Annotated in this window: 25 protein-coding genes; 13 read left to right on the plus strand and 12 right to left on the minus strand. The window is 68.4% G+C overall.

Translation table 11 applies throughout. From position 1 onward, the window contains the following. Nucleotides 1-6: 6 nt before the first annotated feature. Nucleotides 7-603: a GtrA family protein gene (locus ACZYZ3_RS09985; RefSeq protein ID WP_463963668.1), complete on the minus strand. Its 597-nt coding sequence runs from the start codon at nucleotides 601-603 to the stop codon at nucleotides 7-9. A 263-nt stretch (nucleotides 604-866) separates the two neighbouring features. Between ACZYZ3_RS09985 and ACZYZ3_RS09990 the strand changes: the two genes are divergently transcribed. The 5 genes from ACZYZ3_RS09990 to ACZYZ3_RS10010 all read left to right on the plus strand — a co-directional run bounded on the left by ACZYZ3_RS09990 (nucleotide 867) and on the right by ACZYZ3_RS10010 (nucleotide 6,687). Next, nucleotides 867-2,063, plus strand: a complete 1,197-nt coding sequence (locus ACZYZ3_RS09990; protein WP_463963669.1) for a 5-(carboxyamino)imidazole ribonucleotide synthase — start codon at nucleotides 867-869, stop codon at nucleotides 2,061-2,063. A 95-nt stretch (nucleotides 2,064-2,158) separates the two neighbouring features. Next, on the plus strand, nucleotides 2,159-2,683 hold the full coding sequence (gene purE / locus ACZYZ3_RS09995; protein ID WP_463963713.1) for a 5-(carboxyamino)imidazole ribonucleotide mutase: 525 nt from the start codon (nucleotides 2,159-2,161) through the stop codon (nucleotides 2,681-2,683). A 10-nt stretch (nucleotides 2,684-2,693) separates the two neighbouring features. Beyond that, a complete protein-coding gene (locus ACZYZ3_RS10000) occupies nucleotides 2,694-4,343 on the plus strand; it encodes an LCP family protein (RefSeq protein WP_463963670.1) in 1,650 nt (549 codons plus the stop codon). Between the two features lie 54 nt (nucleotides 4,344-4,397). After that, nucleotides 4,398-5,690 (plus strand): mannose-6-phosphate isomerase, class I, encoded by a 1,293-nt coding sequence (gene manA / locus ACZYZ3_RS10005; RefSeq protein ID WP_463963671.1) that lies wholly within the window; start codon nucleotides 4,398-4,400, stop codon nucleotides 5,688-5,690. A 4-nt stretch (nucleotides 5,691-5,694) separates the two neighbouring features. After that, nucleotides 5,695-6,687 carry a lipid II:glycine glycyltransferase FemX gene (locus ACZYZ3_RS10010; protein ID WP_463963672.1) on the plus strand — a complete coding sequence of 331 codons (993 nt, stop codon included), beginning with the start codon at nucleotides 5,695-5,697 and terminating at the stop codon, nucleotides 6,685-6,687. A 596-nt stretch (nucleotides 6,688-7,283) separates the two neighbouring features. Here ACZYZ3_RS10010 and galE read toward each other — a convergent pair. Then, complete coding sequence (galE, locus tag ACZYZ3_RS10015) at nucleotides 7,284-8,258, minus strand: UDP-glucose 4-epimerase GalE (protein ID WP_463963673.1); 975 nt, start codon at nucleotides 8,256-8,258, stop codon at nucleotides 7,284-7,286. A 106-nt stretch (nucleotides 8,259-8,364) separates the two neighbouring features. Beyond that, nucleotides 8,365-9,387 (minus strand): class II fructose-bisphosphatase, encoded by a 1,023-nt coding sequence (gene glpX, locus ACZYZ3_RS10020; RefSeq protein ID WP_463963714.1) that lies wholly within the window; start codon nucleotides 9,385-9,387, stop codon nucleotides 8,365-8,367. Between the two features lie 224 nt (nucleotides 9,388-9,611). Between glpX and ACZYZ3_RS10025 the strand changes: the two genes are divergently transcribed. The 3 genes from ACZYZ3_RS10025 (at nucleotide 9,612) to ACZYZ3_RS10035 (ending at nucleotide 12,473) form a co-directional block, all read left to right on the plus strand. Then, the gene (locus ACZYZ3_RS10025) at nucleotides 9,612-10,334 is read left to right on the plus strand and encodes a DUF4245 domain-containing protein (protein WP_463963674.1); all 723 of its coding nucleotides are present in this window, start codon (nucleotides 9,612-9,614) and stop codon (nucleotides 10,332-10,334) included. A gap of 15 nt (nucleotides 10,335-10,349) precedes the next feature. Then, nucleotides 10,350-10,964: a carbonic anhydrase gene (locus ACZYZ3_RS10030; protein ID WP_463963675.1), complete on the plus strand. Its 615-nt coding sequence runs from the start codon at nucleotides 10,350-10,352 to the stop codon at nucleotides 10,962-10,964. A gap of 72 nt (nucleotides 10,965-11,036) precedes the next feature. Continuing rightward, complete coding sequence (locus tag ACZYZ3_RS10035) at nucleotides 11,037-12,473, plus strand: class II fumarate hydratase (RefSeq protein WP_463963676.1); 1,437 nt, start codon at nucleotides 11,037-11,039, stop codon at nucleotides 12,471-12,473. 108 nt (nucleotides 12,474-12,581) lie between these two features. Here ACZYZ3_RS10035 and ACZYZ3_RS10040 read toward each other — a convergent pair whose 3' ends face one another. Both ACZYZ3_RS10040 and ACZYZ3_RS10045 read right to left on the minus strand, forming a co-directional pair. Continuing rightward, nucleotides 12,582-13,250: a VWA domain-containing protein gene (locus tag ACZYZ3_RS10040; protein WP_463963677.1), complete on the minus strand. Its 669-nt coding sequence runs from the start codon at nucleotides 13,248-13,250 to the stop codon at nucleotides 12,582-12,584. Between the two features lie 149 nt (nucleotides 13,251-13,399). Then, nucleotides 13,400-13,960 carry a prepilin peptidase gene (locus tag ACZYZ3_RS10045; RefSeq protein ID WP_463963678.1) on the minus strand — a complete coding sequence of 187 codons (561 nt, stop codon included), beginning with the start codon at nucleotides 13,958-13,960 and terminating at the stop codon, nucleotides 13,400-13,402. Between the two features lie 59 nt (nucleotides 13,961-14,019). Here ACZYZ3_RS10045 and ACZYZ3_RS10050 point away from each other — a divergent pair, with 59 nt between their 5' ends. Together ACZYZ3_RS10050 and ACZYZ3_RS10055 are read left to right on the plus strand one after the other, a co-directional pair. Continuing rightward, nucleotides 14,020-14,931 carry a hypothetical protein gene (locus tag ACZYZ3_RS10050; RefSeq protein WP_463963679.1) on the plus strand — a complete coding sequence of 304 codons (912 nt, stop codon included), beginning with the start codon at nucleotides 14,020-14,022 and terminating at the stop codon, nucleotides 14,929-14,931. 48 nt (nucleotides 14,932-14,979) lie between these two features. Then, on the plus strand, nucleotides 14,980-15,657 hold the full coding sequence (locus ACZYZ3_RS10055; protein ID WP_463963680.1) for a GNAT family N-acetyltransferase: 678 nt from the start codon (nucleotides 14,980-14,982) through the stop codon (nucleotides 15,655-15,657). 186 nt (nucleotides 15,658-15,843) lie between these two features. Here ACZYZ3_RS10055 and phoH2 read toward each other — a convergent pair whose 3' ends face one another. Together phoH2 and ACZYZ3_RS10065 are read right to left on the minus strand one after the other, a co-directional pair. Beyond that, nucleotides 15,844-17,286, minus strand: a complete 1,443-nt coding sequence (gene phoH2 / locus ACZYZ3_RS10060; protein WP_463963681.1) for an RNA 5'-3' helicase PhoH2 — start codon at nucleotides 17,284-17,286, stop codon at nucleotides 15,844-15,846. A gap of 233 nt (nucleotides 17,287-17,519) precedes the next feature. Further along, a complete protein-coding gene (locus ACZYZ3_RS10065) occupies nucleotides 17,520-18,281 on the minus strand; it encodes an isoprenyl transferase (protein WP_463963715.1) in 762 nt (253 codons plus the stop codon). Between the two features lie 210 nt (nucleotides 18,282-18,491). Here ACZYZ3_RS10065 and trhA point away from each other — a divergent pair, with 210 nt between their 5' ends. After that, nucleotides 18,492-19,154: a PAQR family membrane homeostasis protein TrhA gene (gene trhA / locus ACZYZ3_RS10070; protein WP_463963716.1), complete on the plus strand. Its 663-nt coding sequence runs from the start codon at nucleotides 18,492-18,494 to the stop codon at nucleotides 19,152-19,154. A gap of 57 nt (nucleotides 19,155-19,211) precedes the next feature. Here the strand turns inward: trhA and ACZYZ3_RS10075 are convergent, their stop codons facing one another. The 3 genes from ACZYZ3_RS10075 to mca all read right to left on the minus strand — a co-directional run bounded on the left by ACZYZ3_RS10075 (nucleotide 19,212) and on the right by mca (nucleotide 23,028). Next, entirely contained in the window at nucleotides 19,212-21,686 is a 2,475-nt protein-coding gene (locus tag ACZYZ3_RS10075) for a thioredoxin domain-containing protein (protein ID WP_463963682.1), read from the minus strand. After that, nucleotides 21,664-22,011, minus strand: a complete 348-nt coding sequence (locus ACZYZ3_RS10080; RefSeq protein WP_463963683.1) for a hypothetical protein — start codon at nucleotides 22,009-22,011, stop codon at nucleotides 21,664-21,666. The genes ACZYZ3_RS10075 and ACZYZ3_RS10080 overlap by 23 nt, the downstream gene beginning before the upstream one ends. A gap of 111 nt (nucleotides 22,012-22,122) precedes the next feature. Beyond that, nucleotides 22,123-23,028 (minus strand): mycothiol conjugate amidase Mca, encoded by a 906-nt coding sequence (gene mca, locus ACZYZ3_RS10085; RefSeq protein ID WP_463963684.1) that lies wholly within the window; start codon nucleotides 23,026-23,028, stop codon nucleotides 22,123-22,125. 126 nt (nucleotides 23,029-23,154) lie between these two features. Here mca and ACZYZ3_RS10090 point away from each other — a divergent pair, with 126 nt between their 5' ends. Together ACZYZ3_RS10090 and greA are read left to right on the plus strand one after the other, a co-directional pair. Beyond that, on the plus strand, nucleotides 23,155-23,613 hold the full coding sequence (locus ACZYZ3_RS10090; RefSeq protein WP_463963685.1) for a DUF4307 domain-containing protein: 459 nt from the start codon (nucleotides 23,155-23,157) through the stop codon (nucleotides 23,611-23,613). A gap of 217 nt (nucleotides 23,614-23,830) precedes the next feature. Then, a complete protein-coding gene (gene greA, locus ACZYZ3_RS10095; protein WP_463963686.1) occupies nucleotides 23,831-24,325 on the plus strand; it encodes a transcription elongation factor GreA in 495 nt (164 codons plus the stop codon). A 108-nt stretch (nucleotides 24,326-24,433) separates the two neighbouring features. Here greA and ACZYZ3_RS10100 read toward each other — a convergent pair whose 3' ends face one another. Beyond that, nucleotides 24,434-25,057, minus strand: a complete 624-nt coding sequence (locus ACZYZ3_RS10100) for a rhomboid family intramembrane serine protease (RefSeq protein WP_463963687.1) — start codon at nucleotides 25,055-25,057, stop codon at nucleotides 24,434-24,436. 9 nt (nucleotides 25,058-25,066) lie between these two features. After that, a complete protein-coding gene (gene ilvA / locus ACZYZ3_RS10105; RefSeq protein ID WP_463963688.1) occupies nucleotides 25,067-26,305 on the minus strand; it encodes a threonine ammonia-lyase in 1,239 nt (412 codons plus the stop codon). Nucleotides 26,306-26,327 lie beyond the last annotated feature (22 nt).

The raw sequence follows: 26,327 nt of genomic DNA on the forward strand, positions 1-26,327 counted from the left end.
TTCCTCCTAGGCCGGGGGGCCCGGCCGTTCCGGGTCCTTGACGGCGCGGGTCTTGACGGCGCGGGTATTGACGGCGGGGCTGTTCCTGACGGCGGGGGCGGGGTGCGTGTGCGGGTGCCGTTCGATGATTTCGTGGTCGTGCGAGAACTCCGGCTCTTCGTCGAGTTCCTTGTTGAAGACCAGGAAGCGGTAGGCGAAAAAGCGCACGACTGTGGCGACCAGGATGCCGACGATGCCGGCGGCGAAGAGCATGTTCTTGTCCGTGACCCCGAAGCCGTACTTGGCAAGGGCGGTGAATCCTGTCGAGATGCCGATGCCGATGCCGTTGATCAGGATGAACATCCCGAACTCGCGGAGCACGTTGTCCTGGCGGCGGTGGCGGAAGGTCCAGAAGCGGTTCGCAATCCAGGAGAAGATCGTTGCGATGCTGGCGCCCACAAAGCGGGCCTTGGCCTCGCTGTCGGTCATCGGGCCGTGCATCAGGTAGTACGTGAGTCCGTTGTCAATAATGAACGCGACTCCGCCCACCGCACCGAACTTGGCCACTTCGCGCCAGAAGAGCGAGGCGAGCCCGCGCAAGCGCTCGCTAAGTGTAGTAATCATGACCCTCCGTGGCCTTTTTGAACTGTCGGCCATTGGGCCAACGGCCCATTTTAGCGCCCATTGCCGGGGGCGCGCCCCGTCGGCCCGTCCCACGGCCCCAACTGTGAAGCCCGGAAGCCGGCCGGACGCCGGTCAAAATGCCGGCCAAAATGCCGGGGGCCGCCCCCGACAACCCCGCCGAAAAGGGGCCCGTGGCCGCCCGGATCCCGCACCGGGACGTTCAAAAGCCGGGATATGGCGAGGTTTTCGGTAGGCTTGGACTTGTGACTTTTCCTGTGATCGGTGTGGTTGGCGGCGGCCAACTCGCCCGAATGATGGCCCCCGCGGCCACCGCCCTGGGCTTCGAGCTCCGCGTCCTTGCCGAAGGTGAGGACGTCTCAGCCGTTGCCGCCGTGGCCTATGCCCCGGTCGGTGATTACACCGACCTGGACCATCTCCTTGAGTTTTCCCGCGGCCTGGACGTGCTGACATTCGACCACGAGCACGTCCCCACCGAACACCTCCGTTCCCTCCAGCGGGCCGGCGTGAACGTCCATCCGGGACCGGACGCGCTGGTCAACGCCCAGGACAAGCTCGTGATGCGGGCGGCCATCGACAGGCTGGAACTGCCCAATCCGCGCTGGGCGGCGGTCGACGACGTCGCCGCGCTGGTCGCGTTCGGCGAGGACAGTGGCTGGCCGGTGGTCCTGAAAACCCCGCGCGGCGGCTACGACGGCAAGGGCGTGCGGATCGTGGACTCCGCGGCGGACGCCGCGGATACTGCTGACTGGTTCGGGGCGATGTCACCGCTGCTCGCGGAGGCGAAGGTGGAATTCAGCCGCGAGCTCTCTGCCCTGGTGGCACGGACACCGGACGGTGAGTCACGGGCCTGGCCCGTGGTGCACACGATCCAAGTCGACGGCGTCTGCGACGAAGTCATCGCCCCGGCCCTGGACATCCCGCTCGAGGTCGCGGCCGCGGCCGAAAACGCTGCCCTCCGGATCGCCAGCGAACTCGGCGTCACCGGTGTGATGGCCGTCGAGCTGTTCGAAACCCCCGGCGTCGGATCAGGCTTCCTGATCAACGAGCTCGCCATGCGTCCTCACAACACCGGCCACTGGACCCAGGACGGCTCCGTGACCAGCCAGTTCGAACAGCACCTCCGCGCCATCCTCAATCTGCCGCTCGGCGCCACGGACCTGTTGGGCCCAGTGGTCGTGATGAAGAACTTCCTGGGCGGCGAGAACCAGAATCTGTTCTCCGCCTATCCCGCAGCCCTCGCCAGCGAACCCGCAGCGAAGGTCCACTGTTACGGCAAGGCCGTCCGGCCGGGCCGCAAGATCGGCCACGTCAACCTCGTCGGCGGCTCCGTGGCCGACATCGACTCGGTGCGCGAACGCGCCACCACGGTCGCCAACATCATCCGTAACGGCAGGGCCCCGTCCCGCACCGCAGCGGGAGCACACGAGGAGAACGCATGAGCACCACCAGCAACAACGGCAGCACCATCCCGCCCGCGGACGCCCCGTTCCCGGCAGCGGACGCCGGGGCCGATGCCCCGATCGTCGGGCTCGTGATGGGCTCGGACTCCGACTGGCCCGTGATGGAGGCCGCGGCCGAGGCCCTCGCCGAATTCGGCATCGCCTTTGAGGCCGACGTCGTCTCAGCGCACCGCATGCCACTGGAAATGATCCGCTATGGCCAGACGGCCCATGAACGCGGTCTGCGTGTCCTCATCGCCGGCGCCGGCGGCGCCGCGCACCTGCCGGGCATGCTCGCCTCGGTCACACCGCTTCCGGTCATCGGCGTCCCGGTCCCGCTCAAGACCCTCGACGGCATGGACTCCCTGCTCTCCATCGTCCAGATGCCCGCCGGGGTTCCGGTCGCAACCGTATCCATCGGCGGGGCCCGGAACGCCGGTCTGCTGGCCGTGCGCATGCTGGCCTCCGGCACGGACCCGCTGGCCGCCCAGCTCCGCACCGAACTGCTCAACTTCGCCCAGGAACTCAACGACGTCGCCACCCGGAAGGGCGCGAACCTGCGGCACAAGGTGAGCGAAGTCTTCGCGGACGCGAACGTCGTCACCCGGGGCAGCCGTTAAGGATCGCCAGATGACCAACAGTTATGCCCCGTCCCGGCAGCCGGCGCCGCAGAAGCGGACAGCTGCACCGTCCAGCACGGATCCCGTCCGGCATCCGTCGGGGGCAGCCGCACCGGTACTGACCAAGCGTGCCTTCCTGCTGGTCCTGATGACCCTGCTGGTACCCGGCAGCGCCCAGATTGTCGCTGGCAACCGGCGGCTGGGGCGGGTGGCGCTGCGTGTCACCCTCACCGTCTGGGTGCTGGCCGTCCTCGCGGCCGTGCTCCTGCTGGCATCCCGGTCAACGCTGATCAACCTGATCACGAATCCGGTCACAGCGCTGCTGCTGGTCGTCGGCCTGGCGGCGCTGGCCATCGGCTGGGCCGCCCTGTTCATCAACACCCTGCGGCTGATCCGTCCCGTGCTGCTGGCGCCCGGCGTGCGCCCTGCCGTCGTCGCCGCCCTGGTGCTGGCCATGATTCTCAGCAGCGGCTCGCTGGGCTACGCCGCGTACCTGCTCAACGTCAGCCGCGACGCCATCGGCAACATCTTCTCCAACGGACCGACGATGGAGCCCTCGGAGGGCCGGTACAACTTCCTCATGATGGGCGGCGATGCCGGGGCGGACCGGACCGGCCGCCGGCCGGACAGCCTCTCGGTCATCAGCGTCGATGCCAAGACCGGCAAGACCGCCATCATCTCCGTGCCCCGGAACCTGCAGAACGCGCAGTTCAGCGAGGACTCACCGATGCGCAAGATTTACCCTGACGGGTACGACTGCGGCAATGAGTGCCTCATCAACGCCATCAACACCGAGGTCACCAACGAACACCAGGACCTGTACCCCGGCGTGGCGGACCCGGGCGCTCAAGCCACGATGGAAGCCGTCTCCGGGACGCTGGGCATCAAGGTCCAGGCCTACGTGCTGGTGGACATGGAGGGCTTCGCCAAACTCATTGATGCCATGGGCGGCATCCGGATCAAGGCCGGCGGCTGGGTCCCGCTCAGCGGCGACATGGTCGACGAGGCCAACGGCATCCATGGCATGCCGACCGGCTGGATCCCCGCCGGGGAGCAGCACCTCGACGGCTATCACGCGCTCTGGTACGGCCGTTCGCGTGAGTTCGTTGATGACTACGCCCGCATCCAGCGTCAGCAATGTGTCCAGCAGGCCATGTTGAAGCAGCTGGATCCGGCCACCCTGCTGGCCAAGTTCGAGGACATCGCCAGCGCGGGCACCAAGGTGGTGGACTCCAACGTCTCCGCCGGCCAGCTCGGCAGCTTCGTGGATCTGGCGATGAACGCCAAGGGCCAGGACATGAGCCGGCTCACCATCGGACCGCCCGACTTCGACGCGTCCTTCTCGACGGTCCCGGATTTCGACCAGATCCACCAACGGGTCGACGAACTCCTCGGCCCCGCCCCCGAGGCGCGCCCCGCCGTCGACGGCATCCGTCCGCAGGACGCGGCCCCCGGACCGCTGTCGGCTGCCGGTGCGCTGCCCCGCGCACAGCCCGGCACCCAGCCCGCGCCGTCGTCGCCGTCTGACTTCACTCCGGTGACGACCACGCCGGACGGCGAGCCGATCACCGAGGAGATGCTCAACCAGTTCAAGCGCAACGGCGACGAGCAGTCGATCCGCAACCTCGTGGCTACGAACGGCCAGTGCGCGCCGCTGTAGTCCCTTCCGACCAGTTTTCCAGCAGCCTTCCGTCACAGATAGGGACACCCGGCAGTGTACGAACTCGAGAATGTCCTCCGGCCCTATGCCTGGGGTTCCACAACAGCCATCGCCGGGCTCCTCGGCCGGGTGGCGTCCGGCGGGCCGGAGGCGGAGCTGTGGATCGGCGCGCATCCGGACTCCCCCTCGGTGGCGCTCAGTCCGGCCGGCGCCGGATCGACCAGCGCGCACGCCGCGGTCCCGGACGACGGCGGACGACGGGCCCTGGATGCGCTGATCGCGGAGGATCCGGAGCACCATCTGGGCAGCGCCAGCGTGGCCGAATTCGGCCCCCGCCTTCCCTTCCTGCTCAAACTCCTGGCCGCCGACAGCCCCCTGTCCCTCCAGGTGCACCCGACGCTCGCGCAGGCCCGGGAAGGGTTCGCCCGCGAGGAGGCCGCCGGCGTTGACCGCGCGGCAGCGGAACGCAACTACAAGGACGCCTTCCACAAGCCGGAGATGATCCTCGCGCTGACACCGTTCGAGGCGCTGTGCGGCTTCCGGCCGGCGGCTGAGTCCCGTGCCGTTTTCCAGGTGCTGGTGGCCGATTTTGAGCTGGCCGGCCTGGCGCTGCCGCCGCTCGTACCGGTGCTGCTGGAGGATCTGGCGCAGCACGATGAGCCCACGGCCCTCCGCTCGGCCTTCAACCGGCTGATCTCCGGCGGCGAGGACGTCGCGGTGGCGACGGCCGCGATTGTGGCGGCGCTGACCTCCGGCGCCCCGACGGCGCCCTACCAGGCCGAGCTTTCCACCGTCGTCACACTCAATGCGCAGTATCCGGGCGATCCGGGCGTGCTGATTTCACTGCTGCTCAACCGGATCTCGCTGGCGCCGGGCGAGGCTGTCTACCTGCCGGCCGGCAATATCCACGCCTACCTGCACGGTCTCGGCGTCGAGGTCATGGCTTCCTCGGACAACGTGCTGCGCGGCGGGCTGACCCCGAAGTTCGTGGACGTGCCGGAACTGCTCCGCACCGTCTCCTTCGAGGCCGTCGGCGTGCCGGTGCTCAGCGCCGAGACGACCATGCTGGGACAGGAGGTCTTCCGGCCGCCGTTCCGGGAGTTCCAGCTGCAGCGCGTCGAGCTCGAGCCCGGCGCGGGGCCCGTCCCGCTGGCGCAGTCGGGGGCCGCCGTCATCATCGTGGTCTCCGGTTCTGTGCTCCTGGACTCCCCCAAGGGTGAACTGCGGCTGAAGCGCGGCGCGAGCGCCTTCCTGCCCGCGGCCGAGGCGCCGGTCAATGCCCATGCCGCCGCCGGCGCCACCGGGACCGCCCTGGCCTTTGCCGTCACCACCGCCCTGAAAGCCTGAGACCGTGGACCATTTCCTGCAGAGCCCCGCGTGGGCAAACTTCCAGCGCGCCCTGGGGCGGACCGTGCATGAGCGCTCGGGCGCCGGCTGGAGCTTCCTGGCCATCGAGGAAAGCAACCCCGCGGGGAAACTGCTCTACGCCCCCTACGGCCCGGTGGCCGCTTCCCTGGCCGCGTTCGACGCCGCGCTGGAGGCACTCGCGGAGCTGGCCCGCAGCTGCGGCGCCGTGTTTGTCCGCCTCGAACCGGTCGACGCCGGCTTCACTGCCGCGGGCGCCGGCGCTGTCCTGCGCGCGCGCGGCCTCCGGCCGGCCCCGGCGAACCAGCAGCCGGAACGCTCCTGGGTCGTGGACCTGGACAGGGACTTCAAGGACGTTCTGGCGGAGATGAAGCCGGTGAACCGCAACCTGTACCGGAACATCCACAAGAAGGGCGTGACGTTCCGTTCCAGCCACGACCCGGAGGAGATCTCGGTCCTGCTGGGTTTCCTGCACCTGACGGCGTCGCGCAGCGGTTTCAAGCCGCAGAGCGACGACTATCTCACCCAGGTCGCCCGCTCCCTGATGCCCTCCGGTGCCGCGACACTCTTCATCGCCGACCTCGCGGGCGAGCCGATTGCGGCCGCCCTCGCCTACGACTCCGCGGACACCCGCACCTATGCCCACGCCGCGCTGGATGACGCGCACCGGAAGCTCAGCGCCGGGATTCCGCTGCTGGTCACCCTGATGGCCGATGCCAGGGACAAGGGCCTGAAGCAGGTGGATCTCTGGGGCGTGGCCCCCGCGGACGAGCCCGACCACAAGTGGGCGGGGTTCACTTCCTTCAAGAAGTCCTTCGGCGGGCACGAGGTCGAGTATCCCGGGACCTGGGACCTGCCGGTACGGACGGTGCGCTACAACGGATACCAACTGGTCCGGAAGGGCGCGCAGGCGGTCCGCCGCGGCCTCGCGGCGGCCCGAAGGCTGCCCGTCCGGCTGCGCGGCGCACTCCGCCGCTAGCCCTCCCCCCCCACCGGGCATGCCCCGCGTCAGCCGCCGCGGGTGGACATAGACCCACCATGTCCATTACCGGGCCCGCGCACTGGACATGCCCCGCTGTGGCAGCGCAACCCCAGGCACCACCACTGGACATGCCCCGCGTCAGCCGCCGCGGGTGGACATAGACCCACCATGTCCATTTCCGGGCCCGCGCACTGGACATGCCCCGCTGTGGCAGCGCAACCTCAGGCACCACCACTGGACATGCCCCGCGTCAGCCGCCGCGGGTGGACATAGACCCACCATGTCCATTTCCGGGCCCGCGCACTGGACATGCCCCGCTGTGGCAGCGCAACCCCAGGCACCACCACTGGACATGCCCCGCGTCAGCCGCCGCGGGTGGACATAGACCCACCATGTCCATTTCCGAGCCCGCGCACTGGACATGCCCCGCTGTGGCAGCGCAACCCCAGGCACCACCACTGGACATGCCCCGCGTCAGCAGTACTAATCCGGGTATCAGACCTGGACATGTCCTGCCTCAGCCCCGGCGGGTGGACATAGACCCACTATGTCCGGTCCTGGGCATGAACGCTGGGCATGTCCCCGCGGGGTGCCTAGTGTCCGGCGTCGGCGGCTTTCTTCTGTGCCTCGTACGCGCTGGCAACCATGTCCTCGACGGTATGGCGCATCTTCCAGTCCAGGTCGCGTGCGGCCAGGGAACCATCGGCCACAATCCTGTCCGGATCCCCCGCCCGGCGTGGCCCGATTTCCGGCTCGAAGTCGATGCCGGTCACGGTGGCCATCGCCGTCATAATCTGACGGACGGAGAGCCCGTCGCCGGACCCGAGGTTGTAGACGCGTTCCAGCGGCGTGCCGGCGGCGAGGGCCTGGGCGGCTGCGACGTGGGACGTGGCCAGGTCGGCCACGTGCACGTAGTCGCGCACGCACGTGCCGTCGGCGGTGTTGTAGTCGGTGCCGTTGATGCGGGGGGTCTTCCCTGCGGTCAGTGCGCGGAGCACGATCGGGAAGAGGTTGTGCGGGCTCGTGTCGTAGAGTTCGGGTGAGCCGGAGCCGACCACGTTGAAGTAGCGCAGCGAGGTGTGCTTCAGTCCCCGCGCCCTGCCCTGGGCGCGGATCAGCCATTCGCCGATCAGCTTGCTCTCCCCGTACGGGGATTCCGGCAGCGTCGGGGTGTTTTCCGTGACGATGTCCCCGGTGGGGGTGCCGTACGTCGCGGCGGAGGAGGAGAAGACCAGCTTGTCAACCTCGGCGAGCTCCATGGCCTTGAGCAGTTCTGCCGTGCCGGTGACGTTCTGCTCGTAGGTGAGCAGCGGCTCCTGGACCGAAACGCCGGCGTATTTGAAGCCGGCGAGGTGGATCACGCCGGTTACGCCGTGGTCCAGCATGGTGCGGGCCACGAGTTCCGCGTCGAGGATGGTGCCGTGCACAAACGGCACGTCGTCCGGGACGAACTCGCGGTGCCCGCTGGAGAGCGAGTCAACCACCACCGCCTGCATCCCGGCCCCGCGTAAAGCGGAAACCACGTGAGAGCCGATATATCCTGCGCCACCTGTTACTAGCCATGTCATGGTTCCACCCTACCCAATGCCGTGCCCGCCCGGGCCGCCTGGAAACGGCGGATCCCGGGGCGCGAATCGCGCCCCGGGATCCGGGTGTCCTGGTTTGGGCAGCTGCTTAACCCTTGCGGGCGTAGCCTTCCCACTTGCTGGCCTGGTGCTCGCCATCGACAAAGCGGATCGTCCCGGACTTGGAACGCATCACGATGGACTGGGTGAGGACCTTGTCCTTGGAGTAACGCACGCCCTTGAGCAGGTCGCCGTCGGTGATGCCCGTGGCGGCGAAGTAGCAGTTGTCGCTGGAGACGAGGTCGTTGGTCGACAGGACCCGGTCCAGGTCGTGGCCGGCGTCGATGGCCTTCTGCTTCTCGTCGTCGCTGGTGGGCCACAGGCGGCCCTGGATCACGCCGCCGAGGGCCTTGATGGCGCAGGCCGTGATGATGCCTTCCGGTGTTCCGCCGATGCCCATCAGGGCGTCCACTCCGGTGCCCGAGCGGGCCGCGGCGATGGCGCCGGCGACGTCGCCGTCCATGATGAACTTCGTCCGGGCACCGGCCTCGCGGATTTCCTCCACGAGCCCCCGGTGCCGGTCGCGGTCCAGGATCATCACGTTGAGCTGGTTGACCTTGACGCCCTTGGCCTTGGCGATGAGGTGCAGGTTCTGCTTGACCGGCAGGCGCAGGTCAACCATGTCGGCGGCTTCCGGTCCGGTGACGAGCTTCTCCATGTAGAAGACCGCGGAGGGGTCGAACATGGAGCCGCGCTCGGCAACGGCGAGGACGGCCAGGGCGTTGTTGATGCCCAGGGCAGTCAGCCGCGTCCCGTCGATCGGGTCGACGGCGACGTCGCACTCGGGCCCGGTGCCGTCACCGATGTGCTCTCCGTTGTAGAGCATCGGGGCTTCATCCTTCTCGCCTTCGCCGATGACAACAACACCGTTGAAGTGGACGGTCTGGAGGAAGGAGCGCATGGCGTCGACAGCGGCGCCGTCGGCCTTGTTCTTGTCCCCGTACCCGACCCAGCCGCCGCCGGCGATGGCAGCGGCTTCGGTGACGCGGACCAGTTCCAGAGCAAGGTTGCGGTCCGGCTCGTCGATGCCGACGGCGAGGGACGGCGAAAGCGTGGAGTACTTCTGGGTCATTGGCGGTGGTGTCACGTGAACCTCTTCTTCGAGTGGCGATCATTGAAGCCGTGCGGACAGGATCGATCCGTCCCGGTGATTCTTAGTTTGTGATCTCGTCTGATACTGATCATAGTCTCGGTGGAAAGCTGCGTCTTGGATTGACCCTTCCGTGAACAGCCCGCCCCCGGCCCGCCCGGCACAGTCGAATGTGAGATCAGCCCGGAATGGGCGACTATAGAGGGGTGAGTGAATTGCAGGAAACGTCCCCCGCAGCCCCCGCTTCCCCCGCCGGCACCGTCGGCCGGGAAGCACCCGCCGCCGCCGGCCAGCCGCCCGTCAAGCCCGTACTGAGCGCCGGTGCGGCGAAGCGTGCGAACGCCTCGGTGATCGGCATGATCATTGCGCTGGCCCTGAGCATCGCCGCGTTCCTACCCATCGTCCTGATGAACCCCTCGCCCAAGACCGGCGGCTACCGGCCGGACGTCAACGTCAGCGCCGTGGCGCAGAACGCCGCCGATGTGGCCGGATTCACACCGGCTGCCCCCGATACCGACGACACATTTCGCGCAAATTACGCCCGCTGGGAATCCGGATCGGGCAGCGGCGTCCCCACCTGGGAGGTCGGCTACCTCACCCCCAAGGAATCCTTCATCGCCCTGGTCCAGACGCGGCAGTCCAATCCGACCTGGCTGCTGCAGCAGGTGAAGAGCGCGCCCGTGACCGGCACCCGCAACGCCGGCGGACGTGACTGGGAGCTCCGCGACACCGGCAAGGGCGAGAAGAGCATGGTGCTTGCCGACGCCGGCGGCACCACCGTGATCCTGACCGGATCCGCCCAGCTGGACGAATTCACGGTGCTGGCAGCAGCGGTGGTCAATGACCTGGAGGGCAAGTCCGGCACGGCCGGCACCGCGTCACCCGGGAGCACCGCGGCCGCAACAGTTTCGCCATCCCCCGCCCCTTAGCCGTAAGGTACTCCCGTGGCCACCTATCTCACTCCCGCCCTTGCCTGGCGCCGTCTCCGCGAAGGCAACGAGCGCTTTGTGTCCGGCGAATCGTCCCATCCCAACCAGGACGCGTCCCGCCGTTCCTCCCTGGTGGAGAACCAGCACCCCTTCGCGGTGATCTTCGGCTGCTCGGATTCGCGCCTGGCCGCTGAGATCATCTTCGATCTCGGCCTGGGCGACGCCTTCGTGGTCCGCACCGCGGGCCACGTGATCGACGATGCCGTGCTCGGCTCGCTCGAATACAGCGTCAGCGTCCTCGCGGTGCCACTGATCGTCGTCCTGGGACACGACAACTGCGGGGCGGTCACGGCCACCAAGGACGCCATGGAGACCGGACAGATGCCCGTGGGCTTCATGCGCAGCCTCGTGGAACGCATCACGCCGTCGGTATTGACCTCGCTGCGCAACAACCAGCACGAGGTCAACGACATGGTGGTGGAGAACGTCAAGCAGACGTCGCAGCGGCTCGTGGACAGCTCGCGGGTGATTTCCGATGCAGTCGGGGGCGGCCGGGCAGCGGTGATCGGCCTCGCCTACAGCCTCGCCGACGGCAGGGCGGACCTCGTTTCCGGAATCGGCGAGCTCTAGGTTCCTGCGGCTGCCGGGCAACAGGGCCTTCACGGTTTTCGGTGGGACGCCTCCGCCCAATAAGCTAGCCCCATGACTTCCACAGAAGAGTTGAACACCGAAGAGTTCCGCATTGAACACGACACGATGGGCGAGGTCCGGGTTCCCGTGAACGCCCTGTACCGTGCCCAGACGCAGCGTGCCGTCGAAAACTTCCCGATCTCCGGCAAGACCCTGGAGCGCACCCACATCGAGGCCCTCGCCCGGGTCAAGAAGGCCGCGGCGCAGGCCAACGCAGAACTGGGAGTGCTCGACGGCGAGCTGGCCCAGGCGATTGCGGACGCTGCCGATGAGGTCGCCACCGGAAAGTACGACGGCGACTTCCCGATCGACGTCTTCCAGACCGGCTCGGGCACCTCATCGAACATGAACACCAACGAGGTCCTTGCCGAACTGGCGACCCGCGCGCTCAAGGCCGCCGGCAGCGACAAGGTGGTCCACCCCAATGACCACGTCAACGCCTCGCAGTCCTCCAACGACGTTTTCCCCACCTCGGTCCATGTGGCCGCCACGTCCGCGCTGATCAACGACCTGATCCCGGCGCTGGGCTACCTCGCGGAGTCCCTGGAGCGCAAGGCCGTCGAGTTCAAGGACGTTGTGAAGTCCGGCCGCACCCACCTCATGGATGCCACCCCGGTGACGCTGGGCCAGGAGTTCGGCGGCTACGCCGCGCAGGTCCGCTACGGCGTCGAGCGCATCAACGCCTCCCTTCCCCGCGTGGCTGAGGTTCCGCTCGGCGGCACCGCCGTCGGCACCGGCATCAACACCCCCGCCGGCTTCCCGGAGCGCGTCATCGAACTGCTCGCCGCCGACACCGGTCTGCCGCTGACCGAGGCCCGCGACCACTTCGAGGCCCAGGCCAACCGTGACGGCCTGATCGAGGCCTCCAGCCAGCTCCGCAACATCGCGATCTCCTTCATGAAGATCAACAACGACCTGCGCTGGATGGGCTCCGGCCCCAACACCGGCCTCGGCGAAATCGCGATCCCGGACCTGCAGCCTGGCTCCTCGATCATGCCCGGCAAGGTCAACCCGGTGATCTGTGAGGCGTCCATCATGGTCTGCGCCCAGGTCATCGGCAACGACACCGCCATCGCCTGGTCCGGCACCAACGGCGCCTTCGAACTCAACGTCGGCATCCCCGTGATGGCCGCCAACCTGCTCGAATCCGTGCGCCTGCTGGCCAACACCAGCCGCGTCATGGCCGACAAGATGATCGACGGCATCACCGCGAACGTCGAGCGCGCCCGCTACCTGGCCGAGGCCTCCCCGTCGATCGTCACGCCGCTGAACAAGTTCATCGGCTACGAGAACGCCGCGAAAATCGCCAAGAAGGCCGTGGCCGAGGGCCTCACCATCCGCGAAACCGTGGTGGCGATGGGCTTCCTGGAACGCGGTGAACTGACCGAAGAGCAGCTGGACACGGCCCTGGACGTTATGTCCATGACCCGTCCGCCACACAAGGCCTGACACCCGGGCCCAGCTGCCGCGCCCCGGGGCCGCGGCAGCGTCCGACGGCGGCCGGCACCTTTCCAGCGAAAGGCGCCGGCCGCCGTTGTGTCTGCTGCCCGGATGTGTTTAGCGCGGCGGAGCGCCTCCCTCTGCGGCCCGCCGCTCCTCGGCGGTGTAGGCCGCGGCGGCGGCGGCGTCCGCCATGCTGGCACCGGCAAAGCGGGCCTCCCGCAGTCTGCGGGTCTTGGCCGACTGCCCGGAAAAGGCCGCGTCCACATTGCCGGCCGCATACGTCAGCGCGTCCTCGGCCCGGATGCCGAGCCCTTCCGCGGTCAGCACGGCGTCCTGGTTGGCGCCCAGGTACGTGAACTGCCAGCCCCACTGGCTCTGCTGCTGCTCCACAAGGGCTTTCACCATGGGGCCCGTCGCCTCCCTGGAGGCGTTCTCGTGCCCGTCGGTCAGCACTGCCACCAGCACCGTGCCCGGGCGCTGCTCTTCGGGGATGGCGGCCAGTTCCTCCCCGGCCTCCCCGATCAGCCGGATCATGGCGTCGTGCAGGGCCGTGGAGCCGCGCGGCTGCAGGTCCAGCGGCGGCACATCCCGGATGTCCACGGCGGCGTAGACCCGGTCATAGACGTCGTCGAACTGCGCCAGGGATAGCCGGCAGCGGCCCGGAACCAACTGCTGCTCCCGCACAAACGCGGCAAAGCCGCCCACCGTGTCATCGGCAATGGAACTCATGGATCCGGAGCGGTCCAGAAGGACGTACACGTGCGTCAGAGCTGAATCTGTCATGTTTCCCCATTTCCGGTCCGGGCGCACCCGGACCAACCTTCCCAGCGGCTGGCTGGACAGGAGCAGGCTACGGCGGGGCACCGACAAAAATCGTGAAGCCGCGTCGGCGCACGTGTTGGGGCTTCCAAGCAACGGCACCCAAGGCCCCGTCAGGCCGGCAGGAGCACCATGGCCGCGGCCGTGCCGGCCAGCATGAACGGCCCAAAGGGGATGCTCGATTTCAGCGTGCCCTGCCGCGACACCAGCAGGGCCAGGCTCCACAATCCGCCAAAGAGGAAGGCCGCGAAGGTCCCGGCGAACACATGCGGCCAGCCAAGGAACCCCAGGTACATGCCGAGCACGCCGGCTAGCTTGACGTCGCCAAAACCCATTCCCGGCGGATAGACCGCCCGCAGGAGGAAGTAGAAGAGCCACAGCGCCGCTCCCCCGGCCACCACACGCAGTCCGGGCACCCCGAAGAGCCCGGCCCCGCCGTCGGGCACGGCCGCCGTGGCCGGGGCTCCCGACACCGCGTGGACCGCCACCGCACCGAGCAGCAGCACCCCGGCCACGGCGTAGGCCGGAAAGACGATCCGGTCCGGCAGCAGATGGTGCCGGACATCGATGACCGTGAGCCGGACGGCCACAGCTGCCAGGTAGGCGCACGCCAGAAGCACCAGCCAGTAGGCCAGCGGAGTCACTTCACCCAGTCCGCCGAGTCGTTGGATCACCCTCGGATGCTACTGGAATTTCCGGCGGCCAGAGCCGGGCCCGCGCGTAAACTGTGGATATGGCCGCATGGGACACCTCGAATCCGCGCCCGAACCCGCGCGGGCCGGGCACGCCTGCGGGCCAGGCGGAACAGGCGGCGGCCTTCCGGCACCTGTGCCGTTCCTCGCCGTGGAAGTGGCAGTCGCTGCGGTTTGAATACCTGGACCGGCCCCTCGCCGTCGAACAGGAGCCTACCGAATCAGCGCCGCCTCCGGATCTGGTCCGAGCATGGCTGCGCCGCCCCGGCGCCCTGCGGCTGGAGACAGCGGACGGGCTGGTCCTGCAAAGCACGACCGGCATCAATGATTCCCGTGACGTGTTTTATGTCCGCTCCACCAGGAAAACCTGGCTGCTGCCGCCCCACCTCGTCACCCCGGTCTATGACGACCGCGGCCTGGTCCGGCGCCGTCCCGAAGCAGCCTACGGCGAGCCCGGTTTCGGCAACGGCCGCTTCGCCGCCGCGCTGGACCCGGTGGAACTGGCAGGCAACGCCCCCGTGCCGCTCGAATTCCCCAACGCCAACGCCGTGGAGCTGGACGGCATCACGGAAGTGATGCACGAGGGCCGCCCCGCCCTGGAGGCCACCGTCACACCGAACCCCGGCTACCGCCCCAGCCACCCCAGTGCGCCGCTGTGCCGCCCGGGCCGCACGCTGGTGAGGGTCGACGCCGGCACGGGCGTTTGCGTCGCCAGCCGCTGGCTGGAGGGTGGCCAGGCAGTCCCCGCACGGGAAAGCGATGGGCGGGAAGAGGATGGACGCGCAGGCCCAGGGGAAGGGTCCGGACCGGAAGCGGATGGGCCGGACGTGTACGGGCACTGGCTCCGGATCCTGGGCGTGGACGAGTACATGCTCGATGACCTGTTCCTCGCCGAGTCCATGAACCTCACGGACGTCCGCCGGCACATCAGCTGGGAACTCCCGGCGGGCTGATTGCGCGTGTGACTGGCTGACCGCTGCCCGCGCCGCTAGGCTTCCCGGATGACTCAGCTCGCCCGCCTCTGGCCGCCCTTTGGCCTCACCCTGACCACGCCCCGCCTGGTGCTGCGGCCGATCCGTGACGAAGAGATCGCTGCGGCGGCGGAGGCAGCCCTGAGCGGCATCCACGAACCCGGCCGCAGCCCTTTCAGCAAGCCGTGGGCGGAGGCACCGGCCGGGGAGCTCGGTTCGAACATGGCGCAGTGGTACTGGCGGTGCCGCGGGACCATGTCGCCGCAGGAATGGACGCTGCTGCTGGGCATCTGGCACGAGGGCAGGTTCATTGGCTGCCAGGACATCGAGGCCAAGGACTTCGCCACGCTCAGGACGGTCAGCACGGGGTCCTGGCTCAGGCAAAGCGTGCATGGCCGGGGACTCGGCAAGGAGATGCGCGCCGCCGTCGTCCTCTATGCCTTCGACTGGCTCGGCGCGGAGGTCGCGGAATCCGAGGCGGCCGTCTGGAACCGGCAGTCCCTCGGCGTCTCCCGGTCCCTCGGCTACGAACTCAACGGCGTGAACCGAGTCAACTGGGGCGGAAAACTCCACGACGCCCAGAAAGTCCGCCTCACCCCCGCAACCTTCAACCGGCCCGAATGGCAACTGAACGTGGCGGGCCACGAAGCCACCGCAAAGTACCTGGGCATCGATCCGCCAAGCGCAACACCCTCCCCCGGAAGCTGACCGTGCGAAAAGGTGGCGGAAGCACACGCCGGGATGCGGTCCTTCGCCAAGGAGCGCATTGCGGCGCAGCGGGTCCCGAAGGTCGCCCAGCGACCGTAGCGGGCCCGCTGCGCCGTGTCTAAGCGACGGCGAAGGGCAGCGGCCCGGCGGAGCCAGTCCCGCCGAACCGGACCACGGCGGGCGTTCCTAGATCTCCGCCCCCTCCAGCAGCTCCGTCACCAGCGCCGCGATCGGCGAGCGCTCCGAGCGGGTGAGGGTGATGTGGCCAAAGAGCGGATGTCCCTTGAGCGTCTCAACCACGGCGGCCACGCCGTCGTGCCGGCCGACGCGGAGGTTGTCCCGCTGGGCGACGTCGTGGGTCAGGACGATCTTGGAGTTCTGCCCGATCCGGCTCATCACGGTGAGCAGCACGTTCTTCTCGAGCGACTGGGCCTCGTCCACAATCACGAAGGCGTCATGCAGTGAACGCCCCCGGATATGCGTCAGCGGCATCACCTCGAGCATGCCGCGGTCCATCACTTCCTCCACGACCTCCTGGCTAACCAAGGCGCCGAGCGTGTCGAAAACGGCCTGCGCCCACGGGTTCATTTTCTCCGCCTCGGAACCGGGCAGGTAGCCGAGCTCCTGCCCGCCCACCGCGTAGAGCGGCCGGAAGACGATCACCTTGCGGTGCTCCTGCCGTTCCAGCACGGCCTCGAGACCGGCACACAGGGCCAGCGCAGACTTGCCCGTGCCGGCCCGCCCGCCGAGGGACACGATCCCCACGGAGGGGTCCATCAGCAGGTCGATCGCCAGCCGCTGTTCGGCCGACCGCCCGTGCAGCCCGAACACATCGCGGTCACCCTTGACGAGCCGGACCTGCTTGTCCGCGCCCACCCGGCCCAGGGCGGATCCGCGCTGGGAGAGGAGCACCAGGCCGGTGTTGGTCGGCATCTCGGCCGCCTCCGGGATGAAGACCGGCTCGTGGCCGTAGAGGGTTGAGACTTCCTCTTCGCTCGCGTCGATTTCCGCGACGCCGGTCCAGCCCGAGTCCTTGACGAGTTCGTTGCGGTACTCGTCGGCCTGCAGCCCCATGGCCGAGGCCTTGACGCGCATCGGCAGGTCCTTGGACACGACCGTGACGTCGCGGCCCGCGTTGGCGAGGTTCTTGGCGACGGCGAGGATGCGGCTGTCGTTGTCCCCGCCGCGGAACCCGGCGGGGAGCACCTCGGCGGAGATGTGGTTCAGCTCCACCATGAGGGTGCCGCCATCGTGGCCGAGCGGGATGGGGCGGTCGAGCCCGTTGTGCTCGACCCTCAGGTCATCGAGGAGCCGGAGCGCCTTGCGGGCGAAATAGCCGAGCTCGGGATCGTGGCGTTTGCCTTCGAGTTCGGTGATGACGACGATCGGCAGGATCACCTCGTGTTCTGCGAAGCGCAGCAGGGCCCGCGGGTCCGAGAGCAGCACCGAGGTGTCGATCACGAAGCTCCGCGCCGGTTCCTTGCTTGCTGTCCCCTCCCCGGAAACAGCAAGACCGGCTGCAGCATCAATCTCCGCTGCACCGGTCGTTGAGGTGGCTCGCTTGGCGCGAGAGGTAGCTTTCTGTCCCTGGTCGGTCACAACGTCGGGCAGTTGTTCAGAAATAGCCACATCGACTCCAGCCCCGGGGCGCATGCCCGGAATTGTTATTGGTGAGGCGGCTCGGCCGTGAGGCCGGACGCGGCCTCCCATACACCCGGTGCGAACTTCCGCTCCATGTACTGGCCTCCCCGATCAGCCGGCGGTTTGCCTGCTGATGGGATTAACGTACGTCCGGGGTGCGGCGTTTCAGCGTCAATTTTTCGGCGATTCCTGTTGCCATCGGGTGAACACCTGATGTCGCGTCAGGAGCCGTAGCGGCGCTGCCTGCCGGCATAGTCGCGGAGGGCCCGGAGGAAGTCCACCTTCCGGAAGGCCGGCCACAGGGCTTCGCAGAAATAGAACTCGCTGTAGGCGCTTTGCCACATCAGGAATCCGGAGAGCCGCTGCTCCCCGGAGGTGCGGATCACGAGATCCGGATCGGGCTGGCCGCGGGTGTAGAGGAAGCGCGAGATGTCGTCGACGCTGAGCCCGTCGGCCAGCTTCCCGATGTCCGTGCCGCGGGAGACGGCGTCGTGCAGCAGTTCGCGGACGGCGTCGACGATTTCCCGGCGTCCGCCATAGCCGACGGCGACGTTGACGTGGAGTTTCTCGCGCGCCGGAGTGCGGGCCGTGAGCCGGTTGAGCCGGGCCGCGAGGTAGTCAGGCAGCAGTTCCGGAGCGCCCATGGCATGGACCGAGATTTCGGCGTCCTCGTCCAGCCTGTCCAGCGTGTTGGCGATGATCCCCATGAGCAGGTCGAGTTCCTCGCCCGAGCGGTTCATGTTGTCGGTGGAGAGCATGTACAGGGTGACGACCTTGACGCCGAGTTCCTGGCACCAGCCGAGAAATTCGTGGATTTTGTCGGCGCCTGCCTGGTGCCCCTGGCTGGTCGGGGCGTTGAACTGCCGCGCCCAGCGGCGGTTTCCGTCCACCATCACGCCGATGTGCCGGGGGATGCGTTCCGGGTCCAGGGACCGCTGGAGTTTGCGCTCGTAGAAGCCATAGAGGAACCCGGGCATTTCCATCCGGAGATTCACCTGGCTTCCTTGTACGACTGCAGTGCACACCCTAGGCTACCCGCCGGAGCGCGGGCCGGGCGCAGGGACGTGACGTTTTGGGCCCACCAGCCCTGTTACTCGCGGGTAACTTACTGGACCGTAGGATATTATGGCGGCATGGAAAGCAACACCCACGAGCCCCGGCCGGAGCAGCCTGCGGACCGTAGGACCGGTCCGATGGACGACGCCGCGGTCCGGCTGGCGGAACTCCTGATGATCAAGCCGAAATGGCGCGGCTGGATCCACACCGTGACGGCCCCGCTGGCGCTGGCCGCCGGGCTGGTGCTCGTGATCCTGGCCCCGACGCCGGACCTGAAGATTGCCTGCGCCATATACGCCTTCACCGGGGTCCTGCTCTTCGGCATCAGCGCCATCTACCACCGGGGCAACTGGTCCCCGGGAGTGAAGATCGTGCTGAAGCGGCTGGACCATACGAACATCATGCTGGTGATCGCCGGAAGCTACACGCCGCTGGCCTGGGCCCTCCTGGACCGGCCCAAGGCCGAACTGCTGTTGTGGGTGATCTGGTCCGGAGCCATCCTTGGCGTGCTGTTCCGGCTGCTGTGGACCGACGCCCCGCGCTGGCTGTACGTGCCGATCTACATCGCGCTGGGCTGCGGCGCGCTGTTCTATCTGCCGGAGTTCTTTGCCGCCAATGTCGCCTCCGCCGTCCTGATCTGCGTGGGAGGCGCCCTCTACATCACCGGCGCCGTGTTCTACGCGTTGAAGAAACCGAACATCAGCTACTCACACTTCGGTTTCCATGAGCTGTTCCATGCGCTCACGGTCTTTGCCTTCGCAGCGCACTACATCGCGATAGCCCTCGCCGTCCTGGGCTGATGTCCCCCGCCTCAGACGCCGTAGCCGTCGAAACCACGGGCTCGAAACCGTGAAAAGTCATCCCGCCATGGTGGCCAGGCGCTCCCGCAGCTGACCGGGGGAACGCGCCGGTAGCCCGCACACCATGCCGCGGCACAGATAGACCAGGGGCGCCCCGTCGGGGGCCGCCCCGCGCCCGCGCAGCAGGGGCACCGCTGCGCCCTGGTCCCGGTCCTGGTCCTGGTCCTGGTCCTGGTCCTGGTCCCGGTCCCGGTCCTGGTCCCGGACAGCATTTTCCCCGGCTGGTCTTTCGCTAGCTGCTAGGTTCCTTGCAGTCCTGTCCCTTGCAGTCCTGTCCCATGCAGCATTGTCCCTTTCAGGGGCATCCTGCAGGGCGATCACCAGCCCGGGGCTCGGCGAGAGCAGCAGTTCGCGGTGCAGGGCCGCCCGCTCCGGCGTGTCCGGCCCGACGACGGCGGCCTCCACGGGTCCGGCAAGGGCGGCCTGCGCCGTGGCGAGCAGCCAGCCGGCGGCCCGCGGCGCACGGGCGGCAAGCGGCGGCAGCAGCGAAAGGATGTGGCCGGCGAGGGCGCGGTGTTCCGGGGAGCCGGAAAGCGCCGAGCAGGACAGCAGCGCGCCGGCGAAGGCGGCCGCCCCGCTCGGCGTGGCAGCGTCGAACAGTTCCAGCGGCGCGCGTCCGCCCTGGGCATTTGCGACCTGGTCCGACTCCCCCGCTTCGTCCCGGAGCGCGCCGTCCGTGGTGAACCGCGCACAGGCTGCGGCGAGGATGCCCTCCGCCAGCCGGTACCAGCGTGTCCGGCCGGTGACGGCGTAGAGCGCGACCAGGCCCTCGACGCAGAAGGCGTAGTCCTCCAGCAGCCCGCCGATCCCCCGCGCAACGCCGGCATGTGAAACGCGGATGAGGGTGCCGGGTGCACCGGCGGCACCGGGCCGCCAGTGCACCCGTTCCAGGTACGCTGCGATCCGCCCGGCTGCGGCCACCAGCCGGGGCTGCTCGAGCACCGCGCCGGCCTCGGCCAGGGCCGCTACGGCCAGCCCGTTCCAGCCGGCCACGACCTTGTCGTCCCGGGCCGGCTGGGGACGGCGGGAACGCTCGGTGAGCAGCACCGGCCTCACCCGCTGCCACAGTTCCGCCTCGCCGGCGCCGGGCGCCCGGCCGGAGTGCAGAGGGGATCCGTCCGCGGAGACAGTGCCGCGGGCCCGGATGTTCATGAGCCGGGCGACGGCGGCGCCGTCGCCCGGTCCCAGGGCGGCGTCCAGCGCGGCGGGGGTCCACAGGTAGCTGGCGCCCTCGGCGTGGACGCCGTCCACGACGGTGTCGGCGTCGAGGGACGAGGCCAGCGCCTCGGGAAGCTGCCCGTGCAGCGCCCCGGGAGGCGGCGCGTGGCCGGATCCGTCCGTGCCGAGCCCCAGGGACGCCAGCAGCCAGCCGGCAGTGCGTCCGGCGACGTCGGCCGCTTCCGCGGCGGGGTATTCGGGCGTGCCACCGAGCCGGACCCAGTGGACGTACACGCGCAGCAGCTGGGCGTTGTCGTAGAGCATTTTTTCGAAGTGCGGCACGGACCAGTCGCGTGTCACGGAGTAGCGGGCGAAGCCGCCGTCGAGCTGGTCAAACAGGGCCGAGCGGGACATCGCGGCGAGCGTCCGGCCCGCCAGGCCGCGGGCCTGCGCCGCGGTGTCGGCCCCGGCTCCCTGCAAAGCGGCTCCCTGCAAAGCTGCTTCCTGCAAGGCAGCTTCCTGCAAAGCTGCTCCCTGCGAGGCAGCGTCCTGTGAACGGACGACAGGTGAGGGGACGGTATGCGGGGGAACGGCGGCGTGCCGGATCAGGAATTCCAGGACCGCCGAGGGCGGGAACTTTGGCGCGGAGCCGAAACCGCCGCCGGACGGGTCTTCGTCGGCCGCCAGAGCCTGCACGGCCTGCGCGGGCACGGTCGGATCGAGGGGCTCCGGCGCACCGCCCAGCCGCACGGCGGCGCTGAGCTGCGAGGCGGCAAGACCGCGGGCCAGGGCGGCAGCGTTCTGTTCCACGGCGTCGCGGCGCTCCCGCCAGGCGTCGGCCACGGCCTCCAGCACCTGGCGGAAGGACGGCCTGCCGGGCAGCGGCCGGGGCGGATAGTAGGTGCCGGCATGAAAGGCCCGGCCGTCGGGGAGCAGGAAGACGGACATGGGCCAGCCGCCTTCACCGCTGATCGCCTGGGTCGCGGCCATGTAGACGGAGTCGACGTCGGGGCGCTCCTCACGGTCCACCTTCACGGCCACGAAGTTGGCGTTCAGGAAAGCCGCGGTGTCCGGGGCCTCAAACGATTCCCGGGCCATGACGTGGCACCAGTGGCAGGCCGCATAGCCGATCGAGAGGAAGACCGGCACGTCGCGGGCAGCCGCGAAGGCAAAAGCCTCGTCGCCGAACGGCCGCCAGTGCACGGGGTTTCCGGCGTGCTGCCGGAGGTAGGCAGAGGGTTCTCCGCCCAGGGCGTTGGCCGCCCCGGGGAAGGGCAGGTGGGTGCCGCGGTCAGCGGCTTCCGGGTCCGGCATCACCGTTGGCGTCCGGGCGGGTGGCTGGCTGGCCGGCGGGGTCCTGGGGCCGCGGGTCTCCCGTCTCCGTGGTCCGGGGATCACCCTTGAGGGAGGCTGCCTCGGCGGCAGCTGCGCGCTCCTCTTCCACCTGGGCACGGTAGCGGACGCGGCGGATGCGCCGGACCATGTCCACAATCAGCAGCGCCGTCAGCACCACGATGAAGGCGGTCAGGAGGAAACCCAGCAGGCCAGGTGTCACCTGGTCCTGGGACAGTCCGGGGCGCAGCGACGGCGAGGGGGTGGGCGCCGGAGTGGTTGCCAGGGCGAGGAGCAAGGAATGCACGGTTTGGAACCTTCTATGGGGCTGAATGGCGGCCCGGCGGGGCTGGCCGCGGAGCTGCGTTGAACTGAATCCACAACGTCTTCTACACGTCATAGAAATGGCCTGTTGGGTCTATCTTAGCCCGGCGAAGAAGTCCTTTTCGGGCAGTTCGACCGGGACCCTGGCCTGGATCAGCGAGTAGTCCTCCCAGGGCCAGACGCGGCGCTGCATCGCCGGGGAGACGGCGAAGAAGAAGCCCTCCGGGTCCACCTGGGTGCGGTGTGCCCGCAGTGCGTCATCGCGTGCTTCGAAGAAGTCCCCGCACTCGATCTGCGTGGTGGTCGGGTGGGTCGGCGCGGGCGGGGTGTGGCCTTCGGCATCGGCTTCCAGCCAGGCAGCAAGCCGTTCGGCATAGGGCGAGCGGAGACCCGATTCTTCCAGCGCGAGGTGCAGGGCACGGAACCGTTCGGGGCTGAAGGCGCGGTCGTAGTAGAGCTTGCCCGGCGCCCACGCCTCGCCGGTTCCGGGGTAGCGGTCCGGGTCCCCGGCAGCTTCGAAGGCCTCGACGGCGACGCGGTGCGCCATGATGTGGTCCGGGTGCGGATACCCGCCGTTTTCGTCGTAGCTCAGGATGACCTGGGGCTTGAACTCCCGGACCAGCCGGACCAGCGGCGCGGCGGCCCGCTCCAGCGGCAGCGTGGCGAAGGAACCTGCCGGCAGCGGCGGCAGCGGCTCGCCTTCGGGCAGCCCCGAATCGACGAAGCCCAGCCAGCGCTGGCGGACGCCCAGGACCTTGGCGGCGTGCTCCATCTCCAGCCGGCGCGCGCCGGCCATGTCGCGCTTGGGGTGCGGCTCGCCCTCCACGGCGGGGTTCTGGATGTCCCCGCGGGATCCGTCGGTGCAGGTGGCCACCAGGACGTCGACGCCGGAAGCGGCGTACATGGCCATCGTGGCGGCGCCCTTGCTGGATTCATCGTCGGGATGAGCATGGACAGCCAACAGCCGAAGCGGCGCTGACGGGCTGGTGGACGCTGTCATCGTGGGGTCGGTTCCTCTTTCATCTACAGGTACAGATTTCATCTTCAGGTACAGAACTCTGGCGGGCGCAGCGGCCGGATCGGCGGCGCGGCAAATATCCGTCCCGATCCACACTAAACTGGACTGGTGACTTCCAAGGATCAGCCGGCCGCGCCCGCGCCGTCATCTCCCAGCCTAGCCAATCGTTACGGCGGTCAAAAGCGGACGCTCAGCGGCAAAGCCAAACGCACCATCCTCGTCCTTGCCCTCGTCGCCGGGATGGCCTTTATGGCCTGGATCTCGACCTCGAACGCGACGGAGAGCGTCACCTTCAAGGACATCGGCTACAGCACTCCGGACGCCACCCTGGCGGAGATCGATTTCCAGGTCACCAAGGAACCGGGTACCGCCGTCAAGTGCTCGGTCAAGGCGCTTGATTCCAAGTTCGCCGTCGTCGGCTGGAAAGTCGTGGACATCGCGCCCAACGCCGCCGATGCCGGCTCTGACGGCGGGCGCACGACTGCCCACCGCGCGACGGTGCGCACCGAGTCCCTGGCCGTGTCCGGCGTCGTCGACAGCTGCTGGATTCCCGACGCCGGCAAATAACGCCCCCGGCCGTGTGCCTGCAGGCGCTGGGCGGGAGTTGTCCGGCAGTTCGCAGCGGCGCGGCGCCGTGGTGTGATCCACACCGCAGCCTTCTTTGGTTTATCCACAGGATTGACTACAATGGATCAATACCTTTCCCCCGCTGAGCTGGTTGCTGAGTCCCAAAAGTGGCCACCGTGGCGGGGTCTTTGCTTGTTTGACCACAAAGGAGAAGTCCGTGTCTACCACCAACAGCGCAACTGCAGCTTGGCTTACCCAGGAAGCTTTTGACCGCCTGAAGGCAGAGCTGGACCACCTCTCCGGCCCCGGCCGGGCGGAAATCGTCCAGAAAATCGAGGCGGCGCGCCAGGAAGGCGACCTCAAGGAGAACGGCGGCTACCACGCGGCCAAGGAGGAGCAGGGCAAGATCGAGGCCCGCATCCGCCAGCTGACCGCGTTGCTCCGGGACGCCCACGTGGGCGAGTCCCCGGCCGACGACGGAATTGTCGAGCCCGGCATGATCGTCGTCGCCAAGATCGCCGGCGATGAGGAAACCTTCCTGCTCGGTTCCCGGGAAATTGCCGGCGACTCGGATCTGGACGTCTTCAGCGAGAAGTCACCGCTGGGTGCTGCCATCGTCGGCCACAAGGCAGGCGACCAGCTCAGCTACACCGCCCCGAACGGCAAGGACATCACGGTGGAGATCATGTCCGCCAAGCCGTACGCCGGCTGACACCCGGCCGGGCCTAAAAACGTAACAAAACGACGCCGGCCCTCCCCACCCCGGAGGGCCGGCGTCGTTTTTTTGCTGCCTGACGGCGCCTGCCGGCGCCGCGGTGCGTTACTGTCTGCTGCGCAGCGTTCCGGACCGCGGCGCGCTCAGCAGCAGGGCCGCGATCAATCCGCCGATGGCCCCGCCGAGGTGCGCCTGCCAGGACACATAGCCTGCGACCGTGGGCAGGATGCCGAACAGGATCCCCCCGTACGTCAGGAACAGCACCACGGAGAGCAGGATCTGCCACCAGTTGTGGTTGAAAAAGCCGCGCACCAGCAGGAACGCAAAGAGGCCAAAGACCAGCCCGGACGCCCCCACCGTGACGTTGAAGCCGCCGATCAGCCACACCACCACCCCGGAGACGAGCCAACTCAGGGCCAGGGCGGTGAAGAACACGCGGCGCCCGGACAGCAGCACCAGGAAGCCGAAAATGATCAGCGGAAGGGTGTTGGAGAACAGGTGCGCCAGGTTGGCGTGCAGCAACGGAAACGTCAGGATGTCCAGGATCCCGTCGGGGCTGCGCGGGCGCAGGCCGAAGGTGCCGTTGAGCGAACGGAGCATGAGGGTGTTGACGAGCTCGATGACGTACAGCGCCAGCACGAACAATCCCACCACCAGCAGTCCCTTGCGGGCGCGGGCCCCCGCAGTGTCGCCGTCGCGCGGGCTGCCGTTCCGGGTGGATTCAAGCATCACGGTCCCCTAGTGCACCACGATTGGCTGGAAGCCCTCGGCCCGGAGCGCCGCGAGGACCTGCTCGCAGTGTTCGTGGCCCTTGGTTTCCAGGTTTATGGTGATGGACACATCGCCCATGCTGATCGATCCGCCCACCCGGGTGTGGTCCAGTCCTGTCACGTTGGCGTCGTTCTCGGCGATGATCCGGGCGATCGTGGCCAGCGAGCCGGGACGGTCGTCCAGCATCATCCGCACGGTCATGTACCGGCCGGCGGCGGAAAGGCCGCGCTGGATGACCTTGAGCATCAGCATCGGATCAATGTTGCCGCCGGAGAGCACCACCGCGACGGTGCCGGGGTTTTCGATCTTGCCTTCCAGCAGCGCCGCGACGCCGACCGCGCCGGCAGGCTCGACGACCATCTTCGCGCGTTCCAACAGGAAGATCAGCGCCCGGGCCAGGGCGTCCTCGCTGACGGTGACGACGTCGTCGACCAGCTCCCGGATGATGCTGAAGGGCAGCTGCCCGGGACGGCCCACGGCGATGCCGTCGGCCATGGTGGAGACGCGTTTGAGCGGCACGAGGGCATCCGCGGCGAGCGAGGGCGGGTAGGCGGCCGCGTTTTCGGCCTGGACACCGATGATCCGGATCTCCCGGCCGAGTTCCTTCGCCCGGGCCTTCACTGCCACGGCGACGCCGGCGAGAAGTCCGCCGCCGCCAACGCCCATCAGGATGGTGTCGACGTCGGGGACCTGTTCCAGGATTTCGAGTCCGACGGTGCCCTGGCCGGCGACGACGTCGACGTCGTCGAAGGGGTGGACAAAGACTGCTCCGGTCTCGTCGGCGTAGCGTTTCGCCTCGGCGAGGGCCTCGTCGACGTTGTGGCCGTGCAGCACCACTTCGGCCCCGTGGCTGCGGGTGGCGGCGAGTTTGGGCAGGGCCACGCCCAGCGGCATGTAGATCCGGGCTTTGATGCCCAGGCTCTTGGCCGCGACGGCCACACCCTGGGCGTGGTTGCCGGCCGAGGCCGCCACGACGCCGCGTTTCTTCTCATCGGGGGACAGCTTGGCCATCCGGGCATAGGCGCCACGGACCTTGAAGGAACCGGCCCGCTGCAGGTTCTCGCACTTGAGGAAGACCTCGCCACCGACCAGGCTGCCCAGGGCACGGGAGGATTCAACCGGCGTCCGCGTGATAACCCCGTCGAGCAGCTTCTGCGCCTCCAGGACATTGTCCAGCGTGACGGGCAGGCTCTCAAGGGTGTTCACGAACTAGTCTCCTTTTTCCGGT

The sequence above is a fragment of the Pseudarthrobacter linnaei genome (assembly GCF_055412825.1).